This is a genomic window from Geminicoccaceae bacterium, from assembly GCA_020638465.1.
Classification (GTDB): Bacteria; Pseudomonadota; Alphaproteobacteria; order Geminicoccales; family Geminicoccaceae; genus JAGREO01.
The window spans coordinates 1,462,151-1,477,594 of the sequence record JACKIM010000002.1; the positions used below are offsets into that span (position 1 = coordinate 1,462,151).

The window sequence follows — 15,444 nt, forward strand, 5'->3', positions numbered from 1 at the left end:
GGCTTCACATCCGGAAAATGCCGAAGCTGGTCGGTTCAACGGGCGCATGGAGCGAAACCGAAAGGCTCAGCCCCAGGACATCCCGCGTCGAGCGCGGATCGATGATGCCATCGTCCCACAATCGCGCGGAAGCGTAGAGCGGATGGCTCTGCCGTTCGAACATTTCGAGCGTCGGCCGCCTGAATTCGGCTTCCTCGTCAGCCGTCCAGCGACCTCCCCTGCGCTCTATCGCGTCCCTTCGCACGGTGGCGAGCACGCCCGCGGCCTGCTCGCCACCCATCACCGATATCCGCGAATTGGGCCATGTCCACAAGAAGCGCGGGTCGTAGGCCCGGCCGCACATACCATAATTTCCCGCACCGAAGGACCCGCCCACCAGCACCGTCACCCTGGGCACCCGGGTGGTCGCCACCGCCGTCACCAGCTTGGCGCCGTGCTTGGCTATCCCCTCGGCCTCATACCTGCGACCGACCATGAAGCCGGTGATGTTCTGCAGGAAGACGATCGGTATGCGGCGTTGCGAACAAAGCTCGACGAAATGCGCACCCTTGAGCGCGCTTTCGCTGAACAGCACGCCATTATTGGCGACAATCCCGACCAGCATGCCGTGAACATGCGCGAAGCCGGTAACCAGTGTCGTGCCGTAGCGAGCCTTGAATTCGTCGAACCGCGAACCATCGACAATGCGGGCGATCACCTCGTGACTATCGTAGGGGACCTTCGGGTCCGCCGGAACCACGTCGATGATCTCCCGCGGATCGTAGCGGGGTGCCTCGACACTCGGCGAGGCCGCTGCATGCAGCCCGCTCCCCCCCAGGCCGGCCACGCAACGGCGCGCGAGAGCAAGAGCATGCGCATCGTCACGGGCGAGGTGGTCGGCCACACCCGAAAGCCTTGTATGCACATCGCCACCGCCCAGATCCTCCGCGCTCACCACCTCGCCGGTCGCTGCCCGCACCAAGGGCGGACCGGCCAGGAAGATCGTCCCCTGATCGCGCACGATGATCGTCTCGTCGGACATCGCCGGCACATAGGCACCGCCTGCCGTGCACGAGCCCATGACCACCGCGATCTGGGCGATACCCCTGGCGGACATGTTGGCCTGATTGAAGAAGATCCGGCCGAAATGATCGCGATCGGGAAAGACTTCGTCCTGATTGGGCAGATTGGCCCCACCCGAATCGACGAGATAGACACAGGGCAACCGGTTGGCTTGCGCGATCTCCTGCGCACGAAGATGTTTTTTCACCGTCATCGGGTAGTAGGTGCCACCCTTCACAGTGGCGTCATTGCACACGACCATCACCTCGCGACCGGCCACCCGACCGATGCCGGTGATGATACCGGCAGACGGACTGTTGCCATCGTAGAGGCCGTGGGCCGCGAACAGCCCTATCTCCAGAAACGGCGAGCCCGGGTCGAGCAATCGCTCAACACGTTCGCGCGGGAGAATCTTGCCCCGTGCCAGATGTCGCTCGCGTGCTGCTTCACCGCCGCCGGCCAGAGCAGCATCGGCGGCTTCACGAACCACCGCGATCGCGGCCTCATGGGCCTTCCTGTTGGCCCGGCAGGCCTCCGATTGCGTCGACAGCGAAGATTGAATGACAGCCATGTCAGGCCGTCTCCCTGAACAGCTCCCGGCCGATGAGCATGCGGCGGATCTCCGAGGTCCCGGCACCGATCTCGTAGAGCTTGGCATCGCGCAGCAGCCTGCCGGCAGGATAGTCGTTGATGTAGCCGTTGCCGCCCAGGCACTGGATGGCTTCCAGCGCCATCCAGGTCGCCTTCTCCGCACTGTAGAGGATGCAGCCGGCAGCATCCTTGCGCGTCGTCTCGCCGCGATCGGCAGCCCGGGCGACTGCATACACATAGGCCCTGGCAGCATTCATCACTGTATACATGTCGGCAAGCTTGCCCTGCATGATCTGGAACTCGCCGATCGGCTGGCCGAACTGCTCGCGGTCATGGACATAGGGCATGACGATATCCATGGCCGCCGCCATGATGCCCAGAGGCCCGCCGGCAAGCACGATCCGCTCGTAATCGAGCCCGGACATCAGCACATTGACGCCACGTCCCTCCTCGCCAAGGACATTCCCGAACGGAACCTCGCAGTTCTCGAAGGCCAGTTCGCCGGTATCGGAGCCGCGCATGCCGAGCTTGTCGAGCTTCTGCGCACAGCTGAACCCGGCCATGTCGCGTTCGACGATGAAGGCCGTGATGCCGCGCGGGCCGGCATCGGGATCGGTCCTGGCATAGACCACGAGAACATCGGCGGTCGGCCCGTTGGTGATCCACATCTTGGTACCATTGAGTACATACCGGTCGTTGCGCCTGTCGGCACGCAGCCTCATCGACACGACGTCAGATCCCGCCCCGGGCTCGCTCATGGCCAGGGCACCCAGATGCTCTCCGCTGACGAGCTTCGGCAGGTAACGTTCTCTTTGTGAAGGATTTCCGTTTCGGGCGATCTGATTGATGCAGAGATTGGAATGCGCACCGTAGGATAGCGCCACCGAAGCAGACGCCCGGGAGATTTCCTCCATGGCGACAACATGGGCAAGATAACCCATGTTCACACCGCCATAGGTCTCGTCAATGGTTATGCCATGAGCACCCAGCGCCCCCAGTTCCGGCCACAGGTCGCGGGGGAAGGCATCGTCGCGGTCGATCGCCGCCGCCCGCGGCGCGATCTTCTCCTGGGCAAAGCGATGCAGGATGTCGCGCAGGCTGTCGATCTCGTCACCGAGGGCAAAGTTCATGGCAGACGTGAACATCATGGACCTCCCGCGATCAGGCTTGGTTCCATCTGTGTACCGGCGGTTGCAACATGACGTCCAGTCGAACCATGCAGCATCGCACCGGAGCTGCATGCAGCCACTCGCGACTTCCCTTGCGCAACCCGGTCCGCTAGATCGGCTTCATGCTGGAAATCTATATCGATGCCGACGGTTGCCCGGTGAAGGAAGAGACCTATCGCGTTGCAGGTCGCTACGGACTCAAGGTGTGGCTTGTGGCCAATCACTGGCTGCGCGCACCCGAATCCCCACTGATCGAGAAGGTCGTCGTCGAGGAAGGGCTCGACCGCGCGGACGACTGGATTGCCGCACGCGCCGGCACCGGCGATATCGTCATCACCTCCGACGTACCACTGGCCGACCGCTGCGTGAAGGCCGGCGCGCGGGTCATTTCCGGTACCGGCAAGGTCTTCAGCGAAAGCTCGATCGGCTCCGACCTGGCCCTGCGCAACCTGATGACCAGCCTGCGCGAGACGGGGGAGATCCGTGGCGGCGGCCGGCCGATGGACAAGCGGGACCGCTCGCGCTTCCTGCAGGAGCTGGACAAGGCGGTTCAGGCAATCAGGCGCACGGGACGGTGAAGCGGACCCGCCGGGGAACGGTCAGTCCTTGATGCGCGGCGGGGCGTAGCCGCCGAGACGCGACGTCCGCAGGCCGAGGCGCACGAGGCCCTCCGCAAGCGTGACGGCGGCGGCGACACCATCCACAACGGGCAAGCCGTGCCTTCGCGCGAGGTCGGCCGCCAGATCGGCCATGCCCGCACATCCGAGCACGATGGCTTCCGCCCGATCCTCGACCATGGCCCGGCCGATCTCTTCCGAGATACGCGCAACGGAGGCTTCCGACCGCCTCTCCAGATCGAGGACCGGCACGTCAGCAGCGCGGACACGGGCGCATCGGGTGGCAAGGCCGTAGCGAACGAGATTGTGCTCGATGGCGGGGATCGAGCGGGCGAGCGTGGTGACGACCGAGAACCTTCCGGCGACCAGTGTCGCCATGTGAAAGGCCGCCTCGCCGATCCCGACCACCGGCGCCGGGGTCATGCAACGCAGCGCATCGAGGCCCGTATCGTCGAAACAGGCGAGCACCACGGCATCCACGTCTGCATGGGCCGCCACCGTGTCCATGAGCCCGGCAAGGCTCAGCGCCTCGTCGTAATATCCCTCGATGCTGGCAGGGCCGCCGGCGGGATTGCGGGCGACCACCTCCGTGCCCGGCGAGACCGCCGCCTCGGCGGCGCGCCCGATCTTCGCAGTCATCGAGGCCGTGCTGTTGGGATTGGCGACCAGCAGGCGCATCAGACCTCGCCACCCAGATAGGCAGCCTTGATCCGCTCGTCCCGCATGAGTTCCCTCGATGGGCCGCTGAGCACCACCGAGCCCGTCGACAGGGCATAGGTGCGATTGGATATCGACAGCGCCATGCGCGAATTCTGCTCGACCAGCAGGACAGACACCTTCTCATCGCGATTGATGGCGACGATCGAACGGGCGATGTCCTGGACCAGCTTGGGAGCAATACCCAGCGATGGCTCGTCCAGCAGCAACAGGCGCGGCTTGGCCATGAGCGCCCGGCCGATCACCATCATCTGCTGCTCGCCGCCACTGAGCGTACCCGCGGTCTGGCCGTAGCGCTCCTTCAGCCGCGGAAAGCGGCCAAGCACCATTTCGAGCGTGCGGGCGATGTCGGCCTTGTCCGTTCGGGTGAAGGCCCCCATCAGGAGATTGTCCTTCACGGACATGAACGGAAACACCTGGCGACCTTCTGGCACCATGGCAATTCCACGCCTGACAATATCCGCCGGATTGAGGCCATCGATACGCTCGCCCATGAACGAGATCTGGCCGGTCCTGATGCGGTTGAGGCCGGTGATTGCGCGAAGGATGGACGACTTTCCAGCGCCATTGGCGCCGATCAGCGCGACGGTTTCCCCCTCGTCGAGGGCCACCGACACGCCCTTGAGCGCATAGACGTGGTCATAATAGAGTTCGACGTCGTCGAAGCGCAGCATGCCTGTCATCACTCAAATCCCGATCGCAGCGTCTTCGCTGCCCAGATAGGCTTCGATGACCCGTTCGTTGTTCTGGATTTCCGCAGGCGTGCCCTCGGCGATCTTCTCGCCGAAATTGATGACGACGATGCGGTCCGAAATCCTCATCACCGCCGGCATGTCATGCTCGACAAGGAGCACGGTTACTCCCCGGTCGCGCACGCCGCGCACCAGTTCGACCGTACGCATGGTCTCGTCATGGTTCATTCCGGCAAAGGGTTCGTCCAGCAGAAGCACCTTCGGGTCCGTGGCAAGCCCGATGGCGATACCCAGTGCGCGGAGATGACCCTGCGGCAGATTGCTGGCCAGTTCCCCCGCGATATCGCCAAGACCGAGGAAGCCCAGGATTTCATCGGCCGACCGGCCGAACGCCCGCTCGTCCTCGCGTGCCACGGCCGAGCCGAGGAAGAAGCCCCACAGGCTCGAACGCGAGCGCAGGTGATGGGCGATGATGACATTGTCGCGCACGGTCATGCTGCGGAAGATCGTGGTCTCCTGGAAGGTGCGCACCACGCCCTTGCGCGCCACGACATGCGGCGCCAGGTCGGAGATCTTCTCGCCGTTGAAGATGACCTCACCCGACGTCGTGCGCAGGAAGGAGGCGATCAGCTTGAAGAGAGTCGACTTGCCGGCGCCGTTGGGACCGATGACGGAGAGAATCTCCTTTTCGCCCACACCGAAGCTGACGCTGTTGACCGCGACCAGGCCACCGAAACGCCTGGTGACATTCCTGACTTCGAGAATATGGCTCATCGCGAACTCCCCGGCCGACCGCCCAGGCGCAGACTGAGCAGGCCGTTCGGCAGAACCAGCATCAGGACGATGAGCAGGCTCGAATAGATCAGCAACTGGAACCTTCCGGTCTGGAACAGCAGATCCCAGCCGAAATACAGCACCAGCGTGCCGAGCATCGGTCCGAACACATAGCCCAGACCGCCGAGGAAGCAGTTGAGCATAAAATTGACCGAATCGGCCACCTGGAAGCTCGACGGATAGATCGATTGCGAGATGGCAGCGAACACCGCCCCGGCAATACCGCCGAAAAAGGAGGATATCGAATAGGCAATGATCCGCAGATGCGCCGTGTTCACACCGATCGACGCCGAAAGCTCCTCGTTCTGCTGCAAGGAGCGGCACAGATGGCCGATGCGCGAGTGGACGATCCGGTACAGCGCGGCAAAGACCAGCACCATGAGCGTTACGCCGACATAGTAGAAGCCGAGCTTGACATTGGCGAGCGTGGCGAAATCGGGAATGATGGCGAACCCTAAGATCGAGATGCCACCGGGCAGGGGTATCGAGACGATACCCTTTGCACCATTGGTGATCGGCAGGGCCAGGGCGGTCAGCCGCGCCACTTCGGTGAGCACCAGCGTCACCATGGCGAAATAGACCCCGCGCAGGCGCAGGATCGGCAGGCCGATGAGAACGCTGAGCGCGGCGCAGATCATGCCGGCCAGTGGAATGGTGAGCCAGAAGGACATTCCATAATCGGTGATCAGTATGGCCGACACGTAGCCGCCAACAAGGGCATAGGCCCCCTGTCCGATATTGATGCGGCCGATGTAGAAGGTAAGCCATACGCCGGCACTGGCAATCGACAGAAGGGCCACCGAAGTAAGCGTATAATAGAAATCCCAGCGGCCGCTCCGCTCGATGCCCCAGGGAATCGCGACATAGACGACGGCAAGGAAGAGCAGGACACCCAGGACACGCAATACGATCTTCATGACGTCACCCCCAGGGCTTGCCCATCAGCCCCTGCGGGCGGATGGCGAGGAAAACCATGAGCGACGCGAAGATCACCAGATAGGTGATGTCGCCATATTGGGACAGGACCGTCAGGCCGATCGATTCCATCATGCCGAGGATGAAACCGCCGGCGATCGCTCCCGAGATCACACCGGCACCGCCGATCATGACCATCATGAAGGCCTTGATCGAAGTCGGTCCGCCCATGCCGAGATTGATGCCGGTGATCGTGACAAGCAGTCCGCCGACGACGCCGGCGAGCATGGCACCGAGGGCAAAGCCGATCATGGAATAGCGATCGACGTCGACACCCTGCAACTGCGCTGCCGTGCGGTTCTGTGCCAGGGCGCGCATGGCCCGGCCTGTCCTGCTGTACTGCATGAACAGGATGAAAGCGGCGATGATGACGATGGCCAGGACACCGATCAGGATCCTGTCGTAGGGCATGATCAGCCGGAAATCCCAGTTGAGCACGCCGTTCACGATCTTGGGAACGCCGCGCTGTTTCTCGCCGAACAGCAGGAGGATGACCGCATCGAGAAAGAAGGCGATGCCGGCTGCCAGCAGCATCGTGCTTTCCTCGCGCAGCGATCGCCGGATGACCGGACGAAAGAGGAATTTCTCGATCAGGGCACCGACACCGGCGAGGGTCAGTGCCGAGCAGAGAAGGGCCACGACGTAGGGAAGACCCAACTGGCCATAGATCGTGTAAGTGACGAACCCACCAAGAACGTACATCTGCCCGTGAGCGAAATTGAGCACGTTCATAAGGGCGAAAATAAGCGTCAGCCCGAGCGCTATGAGGGCGTATTGCGCACCCAGATAAAGCCCGTTGGCGATAATCTGTTCCATCGCCGGATCATTCCGGTTTGAGGCCGGTCGCCCGGGCAAGACATTCCCCGGCTGCCGGACGTTCATTTTCCCCCGATTTCCCGCCCTTCGCGGGACGGACGGCTGCCCCGGCCAGTCGGGGTCCACCGTCCGTCATTCGGAGACTAATCGACCGAGGCGATGAACAGCGTCTCGAACTTGCCGTCCCTGAACTCGTTCACGACCATCGGCACGAAGACCTGACGCTTCTGGCCGAAGGAGGTCGTCCCGACATATTTGAGCGGGCTGTCATCGCCCTTCATGAAGGGATTGGGGGCCTCGAACGTGTCCACGGTCTTCTTGAACTCCTCGACATTGTCAATGGCCGCCGGGTTCGCCTTCAGCGTGTCGACGATGTATTCGAGCGCGTACACCTTCGTGTTCGACTCGTCATTGTATTCACCGAACATCTTCGTGTATCGCTCGACGAATTCGTTCATCACATCGGATGCGATTTCCGGGGTCGACGCACCGCCGACCGAGATGAAACCGTTGGCGAGATCGCCCGCTCCCTCCGCCAGCACGGCCGCATCCTGCGCGGTTTCGGTGGAGATCAGCCCCTCGAAGCCAAGCTCGCGGGCCGAGCGGATAAGCTGTGGAGCGTTGGCCGGGGCAACACCGGAGAGGACCAGGAGGTCGGGCTGGAGCTGGACGATCGGCGTGATCACCGGAGTGAAGTCGGTGGTGTCGACCTGATAGGTGACATTGTCGGAGACCACATCGAGACCGAGTTCCCTGGCGGCGGCGATGCCTCCATCACGCTGGCTGAGCGGGTCCGACTCGTTGGCGGCGACGAAGGCCACTGTCTGCACGCCCTTGTTTTCCTTGAGATACTTGTAGATTGCCGGACCGGACTGGTAGTTGGCGATCATGCCCAAAATGGCATTGCTTGCCGGCGGCGTATAGAGCTCCTTGGGGAAGGCATACGGGAAGTAGATGATCCCGTTCTGCTCGGCGACCGGACGGACAGCGGCAGCACCATCGTCGACATTCGGTCCGACAACGTAGTGAATTCCCTCCTGGGCCATCTTCTCCATGCCGGCAATGGCGCGCTTGGGATCTTTCTGGTCGTCGAAGGTGACAATCTCGATATCGTAGGTCGTGTCACCGATCTGCACGCCGCCAAGCTCGTTGAGCCAGTCGGCACGGGTCTGCATCGAGCGGACATTGGAAATGCCCCAGGCGGCGGCAGGTCCGCTGGTCACGCCGACGAACCCGATCTTCAGGGTCTCGTTGGCGGCAAGGGCCGTGGACATGCCGCCCAGGGCCAGCACCGCCATTGCCGTCGCGGACAAAGCCATCGACTTCAAGATGTCACGCCTCATCATCCCGTCTCTCCCTAACATTGCCGATCCGCGAAGATATCCCCGCGGTCAGGATCTCCTTCATCAAATGAAGCAACCTGAAGATTGTCAACAAATTTGGGGAGGATCGAAAACGAACGGGGAGTGGCTTGTTCGCAATCTGCCTGTGTAATAGGCTTTCTGCCCACGAGTGAGGCAGTCAACCGGATCGGGAATCATGCAGCATTCACGCACCCACGGCGGCAATGGCGACGAGGCCGGCTGCGACGGTCGAAAGACGGCCGGACACCCGGACGACAGCACCGAAATGCTGGACAGGGGTCGCGGCGAGGGGCCTGACGAGAACGAGATCGTCGAACGCGTTTTCGACGCGGTGATCGACCAGCGCCTGCCGCCCGGAACGAGGCTCACCGAACAGGCGCTTTGCGAGGCGTTCGGCGTCGGTCGCATGCGCATCCGCCGCAGCCTCCTGCTGCTGGCCAGCCGGGAGATCGTCGAACTCCACTCCAATCGCGGCGCATTCGTCTCGAAACCCACACCGGAACAGGCCCGCGAAGTGTTCGAGGCGCGACGGATCATCGAGCCCGACGTCGCCTGCATGGCCGCCGGGCATGCGCAAGGCGGCGATATCCGCCGACTGCGCGCCCATCTCGATCAGGAACACGCCGCCCACATGACCGGCAACCGGCACGACATCATCCGCCTTTCCGGGAGTTTTCACGTTCACCTGGCCGATATTGCCCGCAACGGGACGCTCACCCGCACGATCAAGGAACTGGTGACCCGGACCTCCCTCATCATCGGCATGTTCGGTTCGGCCGGCGCCAGCACGTGCCGCGAGGGGGAGCACGCCCGGATCGTCGATGCACTCGAAGGCCATGACGGCGACAGGGCGGCACAACTGATGGCCGCTCACCTCGCTGCCATCGAGGCGAATGTCGACCTGGTCCGCGGTGACGGCGATCCCGTCGATCTGGTCGGGCTATTTGGCAAGCACCGTCGCCATATTGCTTAATTCTTGTGCACCATGGCGTAGGCAAAAAAAATTTTCGTCACCCCGGGCCGAGGAGGTGGGGTTAGGCTCCGCGGCATGATCACTCCGCCGCGCTTTCACCCTCCACGACAAGCCGCAACGACCATCGGTCGCCTTCTGGCGTTGATGGCCCTGTCGGCGCTCGCCGCCTGCGGCAGGAGCGATCCCTATCCGACGGATCAGGCCATCGTGCTTTGCTATCACACCCTTGCCGATGTGCAATGCTACGACCGCCCGGACGACCATCGCGCTTCCCGCCTCGTCGGTTTCTACCTCACACCGCTGGACAATCCCGGCGACAACGCCACTGCCCTGCAATGGGCGAGGATCCGCGCCGCCGAAAGGGCCGCGGAAGACGACCCCGAAGACTGAACGCCTCAGGCGGCGGAATCAGGCATCCTCGTCATCCTCGCCTCCAGGCATCGCCACAAGGGCCTGGTAGTGCTGCGGCTGGCGATGCAGGGCGAAGTTGAAGATGTTCGTCTTGATCTCCCTGCAGCGGTCGAGATCGCAACGGGCGGTGATGACCTCATCACCGAGCGTCGAGCACATGGCAACAATCTCGCCGGTGGGAGCGATGATGCAGCTCTGACCGATCATCAGACAATCCTCCTCCACGCCGCACTTGGCCACGCCGACAACCCAGGTGCCGTTCTGGTAGGCGCCGGCCTGCATGGACAGGTGGTTGTGGAAGTTCTGCAAATGATCGTGTTCAGGCGCCAGCGGATAATGCCAGGGCGTATTGTACCCCAGCAAAACCATTTCCACGTCCTGGAGGCCCATCACCCGCCATGTCTCGGGCCAGCGACGATCGTTGCAGATGCACATGCCGATGCGGCCATTGAACGCCTCGAACGTGCGAAACCCGTAGTTCCCCGGTTCGAAATAGCGTTTTTCGAGGTGCTGGAACGGGCGCCATGGTTCATGCTCGGTGTGTCCGGGCAGGTGGACCTTGCGATACTTGCCGACGATATCGCCGTTCCTGTCGACGAGGATCGACGTGTTGTAATGGTGCGAATCGGGAGTAAGTTCGGCATAGCCGAGGCAAAAGCCGATACCGAGTTCGGCAGCCGTCTCGAACAACGGCAAGGTCGCGTCATTGGGCAGGCCGCGCTCGAACCAGATATCGATATCGCCCTGGTTCTGAAAATACCAACGCGGGAAGAATGTCGTCAGGGCGAGCTCCGGATAGACAATCAGTTCCGCCCCCTGCCCGCTGGCCTCGCGCATCATGGCAACCATGCGCGCCACCGCGCTGGACCGCGGTTCATCCCTCGCAATCGGCCCCATCTGGGCCGCGGCAACCTTGAGTATACGCGCCATCGCCACTCCCCGGCTTCACTGTCGGCATGCCTGTCCATATACACACACCACGCCACCCGCCTGCAAGCCCCGCTGCGGCGGACTTGCCGGAAGAAGGCACAGATGCTCAAACTCTGCCGAGGCAAGCACATCATTCCGGCAAAGCACATCGGGTCTGAACACGACAAATGACCGGCATCCCACGCATTCCCTTCACATCGCTGGTGGCCAACCTGCCATCGGCCATACCGTTCACCGGCCCGGAAACGCTGGAACGCAAGGCAGGCAACACGTTTCGGGCGCGGGTCGGGGCCAATGAGAGCGCGTTCGGCCCATCCCCCCGCGCCCGGGCCGCCATGGCAACCGAAATCGAGCGGGCAGGCTGGTATGGCGACCCGGAAAGTTTCGAACTGCGCCGGAAGCTCGCCCGCATCCACAATGTCGACATCGCCGAAATCGTCATCGGCGCCGGCATCGACGAACTGCTGGGCAACATCGTGCGCATGACCGTGGCACCGGGACAGGCTGCGATCACGTCGGCCGGCGCCTATCCGACCCTCAACTACCACGTCCGCGGTTTCGGCGGGCTCATCGAGGCCGTCCCCTATCGCGATGCCCGCGAGGACCCGCCGGCCCTGATCGATGCCGCCCGCCGCACGGGCGCGCCCCTGATCTACATCTCCAATCCCGACAATCCCATGGGCAGCTGGCACGACGCCTCCACCATCGAGGCCATGATCGGGGCCGTTCCGGACGGGGCCCTCCTGATTGTCGACGAGGCCTATGCCGATTTTGCCGAACCGGGGATCATCCCCGCAATCGACAGTTCCAATCCGCGGGTCATCCGCCTGCGCACCTTCTCCAAGGCGCACGGCCTCGCCGGGGCGCGGATCGGTTACGCCATCGCCCATCGCGAGGTCATCGCCGGCATCAACAGGATCCGCAATCACTTCGGCGTCAACCGGCTGGCGCAGGCAGCCGCGATCGCATCACTCGACGACAGCGACTTTCTCGCATCGGTCTGCCGCGAAGTCGCGAAAGGTCGAAGCGAATATGCCCGGCTCGCCAGCGAACTGGGCATGGAAGCGCACCCGTCGATGACCAATTTCGTGACCATAGATACCGGATCGAACGAACGCGCGAAGGCGCTGCTGGAGACCCTCGACCGGCGCGGCATCTTCATCCGCATGCCGGGCGTGCCGCCCCTCGACCGCTGCATCCGCATTACCGTCGGCACGGACGCGGAACGTGCCATCGTCGCCGAGACGCTGCGCAACCTGATCAGGGAGGGATTGTGACATGCCCCGGCACAGCCCCGGGCTCGACCATGCCATGGAGCTCCTGCACGGTATCGGCGGCATCACCACCAAACGCATGTTCGGAGGTCACGGCATCTTCGTCGAAGACAGGATGTTCGCCCTGATCGCCCATGAGCAACTGTATCTCAAGGTGGATGACCAGACGCGGGACCGGTTCGAGGAAGCCGGCTGCGAGCCCTTCGCCTATGCGACGAAGAATGGCCAGACCCGGATCCCGTCCTACATGACCGCGCCCGACGAGGCCCTCGACGATGCCGAAGCCATGCATCCCTGGGCAGAACTCGCGATCGCCGCGGCGATGCGGGCGAAGGCAACCGCGCGCAAACCTCGCCGCAAGTCCGGCCGCTCGACCGGGGCCACGATCGGCGATAGCCAAAATTCGTGATCGCGGGTAAGACTGCACGCCAAATGGAAGCCTTCGCAATCCGGATGCAACGAACATTCCCATGCTTCTTCTGATCGATGTGGGCAATACCAACACGGTCTTCGCCCTCTATCGCGAGCGAAGCCCGCTCGGCCAGTGGCGGCTGTCCACACAGCACCAGCGCACGGCCGAGGAATACGGCGCACTGCTGATCCAGCTCATCGGCATCGCCGGGCTGGACTATCGCGACGTCGAGGCCGTCGTCATTTCCAGCGTGGTGCCGCCGGCCCTTCAGCCGCTGCGCTGGATGAGCGAGGACTTCTTCGGTTGCAGGGCCTTCGTCACCGGCGAGGATGTCGAACATGGCATTCCCAACAAGCTCAACAATCCGCGCGAGGCCGGCTCGGACAGGCTGGTCAATGCCGTGGCAGCCGTACGCCGGTACACGCCACCGCTGATCATCGTCGATTTCGGCACTGCCACGACCTTCGATGTGGTCGACCATGACGGCGCCTTCATCGGCGGTGTCATCGCGCCTGGCATCAACCTTTCCATCGAGGCGCTCCACCGGGCTGCCGCCAAGCTGCCGAGGATTGCCATCGAACCGCCGGCCAGCGCCATCGGCCGCAGCACCGAAGGTGCCATGCAGTCGGGCATCTACTGGGGTTATGTCGGCATGATCGAGGGACTGGTGGACCGGATCGAAGCCGAATACGGCGCCTCGATGACCGTGATCGCCACGGGTGGCCTCGCCCCCCTTTTCGCCAAACACTGCCCGCGCCTTCAGCATATCGACAAGGATCTGACGATGGCCGGGCTTCTGGAGATATACTGGATGAACAAGAACCGGATTCACGCAGAAGCCACCGCTCCCGCCGAACCGCCGCGAGGTCGCGACGCATGAGCGGCGACCTCGTTTTCGTGCCGTTGGGCGGTGTCGGCGAGATCGGCATGAATGTCTATCTCTACGGTCTCGACGATCAATGGATCATGGTCGATCTCGGCCTGACCTTTGCCGATGACCGCCTTCCCGGCGCCGATCTCGTCCTTCCCGACCTCTCCTTCATCGAGGAGAGGAAGGACAGGCTTCTGGGCATCGTCATCACCCATGCCCATGAAGATCACATCGGTGCAGTTCCCTATTTGTGGCCCAAACTCGGCGTACCGGTCTACTGCACCCGTTTTCCGGCTGCCGTGCTCAACCGCAAGCTGGTGGAAAACAGCGTCAAGCCGGCATCGGCCATACGTGAGATGATCCCCGGCCAACCGTTCGATCTCGGTCCCTTCCATTGCTGCCTGATGCATGTCACCCATTCGATTCCGGATGCCAATGCGCTGGCCATCGATACGCCCTACGGCCGCATCCTGCATACGGGTGACTGGAAGCTCGACCCGGCTCCGATGGTAGGCGAACGCACCGACGTCGAAAGGCTCGAATCCTTCGGTGACGAAGGTGTCCTGGCCATGGTGGCCGACAGCACCAACGTCATGAGCCCCGGTACTTCGGGCTCCGAGGCCGAGGTCCGCGACAGCCTCAGAGCCCTGATCCGCAAGCAGACCGGTTGCGTGGTCCTTACCACCTTCGCCTCCAACATCGCCAGGCTCGAAACCGCCATGCTCGCCGGTCATGAGGCAGGTCGTTCGGTGGTGGTGGTGGGTCGCTCGATGCATCGCATGATCGACGCCGCCAGGGAATCGGGTTTCCTTGCCAACATGCCCCCGGTACTCGACGAGCGCGACGTGACCCAGTTGCCGCGCGAGAAGCTGCTCTATCTGGTCACCGGGAGCCAGGGCGAACCGCGCGCCGCGCTGATGCGCATCGCCTTCGGCAACCATCCGCGCATCAAGCTCGAAGCCGGCGATACAGCCATCTTCTCATCCAAGATCATTCCCGGCAACGAGCGCACGCTCTACAACCTGCACAATCAACTGGTCGAACGCGGGGTCGAGGTGATCACCGAGGAGGACCATTTCGTCCATGTCTCCGGCCATCCCTGCCGTGACGAGATGGAACAGATGTATCGCTGGATGAAACCGAGGATCGCGGTTCCGGTGCATGGTGAAACCCGCCATCTCTATGCCCATGCGAGACTGGCCGAACGGCTGGGTGTGGAAGCGGCCCCCATCATCCGCAATGGCGACATGCTGCGCCTGGCGCCGGGACCGGTCGGCGTGATCGACGAGGTTCCCACCGGCCGACTCGTACTGGAATCCACCGAACTCGTGGATGCCGGTGACGATCTGTATCGAACCCGCCGGCGGCTCATGAGCCATGGCACCATCCAGGTGGTGCTGGTTCTCGACAGTTACGGCTCGCTGCTTGCCAGCCCGCGCGTGACCCCTGTGGGTGCCGTCGAAATGGAGGGCTTCACCGATATTGCCGAGAATACCGCCGAGCGCCTGAGCGACGCCATCGAGGATCTCAACGACAGGGATGTGCTCGACGATGAGCGGGTCGAAATGGCCATCCGCACGGCCTTGCGCCAGGCCATGAACCTGCCGAAGTTCAAACGGCCGATCATCGACGTGCAGATCATCCGCATCGCCCCCGAGACCATCGACCCCATGCAAGGCAAGAAGAAGGGCGCCGCCTGATCGAATTCTCCGTGCCGAGACTGTTCCCTGTCCTGACCACGGTCGTGACGGGGGCAG

At 63.0% G+C, this 15,444-nt stretch carries 16 protein-coding genes; 7 read left to right on the forward strand and 9 right to left on the reverse strand.

The genetic code is table 11. The features are described from left to right. Positions 1-4: 4 nt before the first annotated feature. A complete protein-coding gene (locus H6851_17040; protein ID MCB9945316.1) occupies positions 5-1,612 on the reverse strand; it encodes a methylcrotonoyl-CoA carboxylase in 1,608 nt (535 codons plus the stop codon). Between the two features lies 1 nt (position 1,613). Then, positions 1,614-2,777, reverse strand: coding sequence for an isovaleryl-CoA dehydrogenase (locus H6851_17045; GenBank protein MCB9945317.1), 1,164 nt, complete (start codon positions 2,775-2,777; stop codon positions 1,614-1,616). Between the two features lie 146 nt (positions 2,778-2,923). Here H6851_17045 and H6851_17050 point away from each other — a divergent pair, with 146 nt between their 5' ends. After that, on the forward strand, positions 2,924-3,379 hold the full coding sequence (locus H6851_17050) for a YaiI/YqxD family protein (GenBank protein ID MCB9945318.1): 456 nt from the start codon (positions 2,924-2,926) through the stop codon (positions 3,377-3,379). A 21-nt stretch (positions 3,380-3,400) separates the two neighbouring features. Here H6851_17050 and H6851_17055 read toward each other — a convergent pair whose 3' ends face one another. From H6851_17055 to H6851_17080, 6 genes are all read right to left on the reverse strand, one after another. Beyond that, positions 3,401-4,096, reverse strand: coding sequence for an aspartate/glutamate racemase family protein (locus tag H6851_17055; protein ID MCB9945319.1), 696 nt, complete (start codon positions 4,094-4,096; stop codon positions 3,401-3,403). Beyond that, a complete protein-coding gene (locus H6851_17060) occupies positions 4,096-4,818 on the reverse strand; it encodes an ABC transporter ATP-binding protein (protein MCB9945320.1) in 723 nt (240 codons plus the stop codon). Before H6851_17060 ends, H6851_17055 begins: the two co-directional genes overlap by 1 nt. Positions 4,819-4,821: 3 nt before the next feature. Then, the gene (locus H6851_17065) at positions 4,822-5,601 is read right to left on the reverse strand and encodes an ABC transporter ATP-binding protein (protein ID MCB9945321.1); all 780 of its coding nucleotides are present in this window, start codon (positions 5,599-5,601) and stop codon (positions 4,822-4,824) included. After that, on the reverse strand, positions 5,598-6,578 hold the full coding sequence (locus H6851_17070; GenBank protein ID MCB9945322.1) for a branched-chain amino acid ABC transporter permease: 981 nt from the start codon (positions 6,576-6,578) through the stop codon (positions 5,598-5,600). The genes H6851_17065 and H6851_17070 overlap by 4 nt, the downstream gene beginning before the upstream one ends. A gap of 4 nt (positions 6,579-6,582) precedes the next feature. Further along, positions 6,583-7,452 carry a branched-chain amino acid ABC transporter permease gene (locus tag H6851_17075; GenBank protein ID MCB9945323.1) on the reverse strand — a complete coding sequence of 290 codons (870 nt, stop codon included), beginning with the start codon at positions 7,450-7,452 and terminating at the stop codon, positions 6,583-6,585. A gap of 143 nt (positions 7,453-7,595) precedes the next feature. After that, positions 7,596-8,798, reverse strand: a complete 1,203-nt coding sequence (locus H6851_17080) for an ABC transporter substrate-binding protein (protein ID MCB9945324.1) — start codon at positions 8,796-8,798, stop codon at positions 7,596-7,598. Between the two features lie 193 nt (positions 8,799-8,991). Between H6851_17080 and H6851_17085 the strand changes: the two genes are divergently transcribed. Together H6851_17085 and H6851_17090 are read left to right on the forward strand one after the other, a co-directional pair. After that, the gene (locus H6851_17085) at positions 8,992-9,789 is read left to right on the forward strand and encodes a GntR family transcriptional regulator (GenBank protein ID MCB9945325.1); all 798 of its coding nucleotides are present in this window, start codon (positions 8,992-8,994) and stop codon (positions 9,787-9,789) included. Between the two features lie 75 nt (positions 9,790-9,864). Further along, positions 9,865-10,179, forward strand: coding sequence for a hypothetical protein (locus H6851_17090; protein MCB9945326.1), 315 nt, complete (start codon positions 9,865-9,867; stop codon positions 10,177-10,179). Positions 10,180-10,197: 18 nt separating this feature from the next. On the opposite strand, the gene H6851_17095 is transcribed toward H6851_17090, so the two are convergent. Next, entirely contained in the window at positions 10,198-11,130 is a 933-nt protein-coding gene (locus tag H6851_17095) for an N-carbamoyl-D-amino-acid hydrolase (protein ID MCB9945327.1), read from the reverse strand. Positions 11,131-11,297: 167 nt separating this feature from the next. Between H6851_17095 and H6851_17100 the strand changes: the two genes are divergently transcribed. From H6851_17100 to H6851_17115, 4 genes are all read left to right on the forward strand, one after another. Beyond that, positions 11,298-12,407 carry an aminotransferase class I/II-fold pyridoxal phosphate-dependent enzyme gene (locus H6851_17100; protein MCB9945328.1) on the forward strand — a complete coding sequence of 370 codons (1,110 nt, stop codon included), beginning with the start codon at positions 11,298-11,300 and terminating at the stop codon, positions 12,405-12,407. 1 nt (position 12,408) lies between these two features. Next, the gene (locus tag H6851_17105) at positions 12,409-12,813 is read left to right on the forward strand and encodes a TfoX/Sxy family protein (GenBank protein MCB9945329.1); all 405 of its coding nucleotides are present in this window, start codon (positions 12,409-12,411) and stop codon (positions 12,811-12,813) included. Positions 12,814-12,874: 61 nt separating this feature from the next. After that, positions 12,875-13,696, forward strand: a complete 822-nt coding sequence (locus H6851_17110) for a type III pantothenate kinase (protein MCB9945330.1) — start codon at positions 12,875-12,877, stop codon at positions 13,694-13,696. Next, positions 13,693-15,387, forward strand: coding sequence for a ribonuclease J (locus tag H6851_17115; protein ID MCB9945331.1), 1,695 nt, complete (start codon positions 13,693-13,695; stop codon positions 15,385-15,387). Before H6851_17110 ends, H6851_17115 begins: the two co-directional genes overlap by 4 nt. Positions 15,388-15,444: the final 57 nt, after the last annotated feature.

Bases quoted from the DNA above. Each gene is read 5' to 3' on its own strand.
- H6851_17045 (MCB9945317.1), bottom strand. From the start codon at position 2,777: ATGTTCACGTCTGCCATGAACTTTGCCCTCGGTGACGAGATCGACAGC.
- H6851_17090 (MCB9945326.1), top strand. From the start codon at position 9,865: ATGATCACTCCGCCGCGCTTTCACCCTCCACGACAAGCCGCAACGACC.
- H6851_17100 (MCB9945328.1), top strand. From the start codon at position 11,298: ATGACCGGCATCCCACGCATTCCCTTCACATCGCTGGTGGCCAACCTG.
- H6851_17075 (MCB9945323.1), bottom strand. From the start codon at position 7,452: ATGGAACAGATTATCGCCAACGGGCTTTATCTGGGTGCGCAATACGCC.
- H6851_17060 (MCB9945320.1), bottom strand. From the start codon at position 4,818: ATGACAGGCATGCTGCGCTTCGACGACGTCGAACTCTATTATGACCAC.
- H6851_17095 (MCB9945327.1), bottom strand. From the start codon at position 11,130: ATGGCGCGTATACTCAAGGTTGCCGCGGCCCAGATGGGGCCGATTGCG.
- H6851_17070 (MCB9945322.1), bottom strand. From the start codon at position 6,578: ATGAAGATCGTATTGCGTGTCCTGGGTGTCCTGCTCTTCCTTGCCGTC.
- H6851_17115 (MCB9945331.1), top strand. From the start codon at position 13,693: ATGAGCGGCGACCTCGTTTTCGTGCCGTTGGGCGGTGTCGGCGAGATC.
- H6851_17085 (MCB9945325.1), top strand. From the start codon at position 8,992: ATGCAGCATTCACGCACCCACGGCGGCAATGGCGACGAGGCCGGCTGC.
- H6851_17110 (MCB9945330.1), top strand. From the start codon at position 12,875: ATGCTTCTTCTGATCGATGTGGGCAATACCAACACGGTCTTCGCCCTC.
- H6851_17040 (MCB9945316.1), bottom strand. From the start codon at position 1,612: ATGGCTGTCATTCAATCTTCGCTGTCGACGCAATCGGAGGCCTGCCGG.
- H6851_17065 (MCB9945321.1), bottom strand. From the start codon at position 5,601: ATGAGCCATATTCTCGAAGTCAGGAATGTCACCAGGCGTTTCGGTGGC.
- H6851_17050 (MCB9945318.1), top strand. From the start codon at position 2,924: ATGCTGGAAATCTATATCGATGCCGACGGTTGCCCGGTGAAGGAAGAG.
- H6851_17105 (MCB9945329.1), top strand. From the start codon at position 12,409: ATGCCCCGGCACAGCCCCGGGCTCGACCATGCCATGGAGCTCCTGCAC.
- H6851_17080 (MCB9945324.1), bottom strand. From the start codon at position 8,798: ATGATGAGGCGTGACATCTTGAAGTCGATGGCTTTGTCCGCGACGGCA.
- H6851_17055 (MCB9945319.1), bottom strand. From the start codon at position 4,096: ATGCGCCTGCTGGTCGCCAATCCCAACAGCACGGCCTCGATGACTGCG.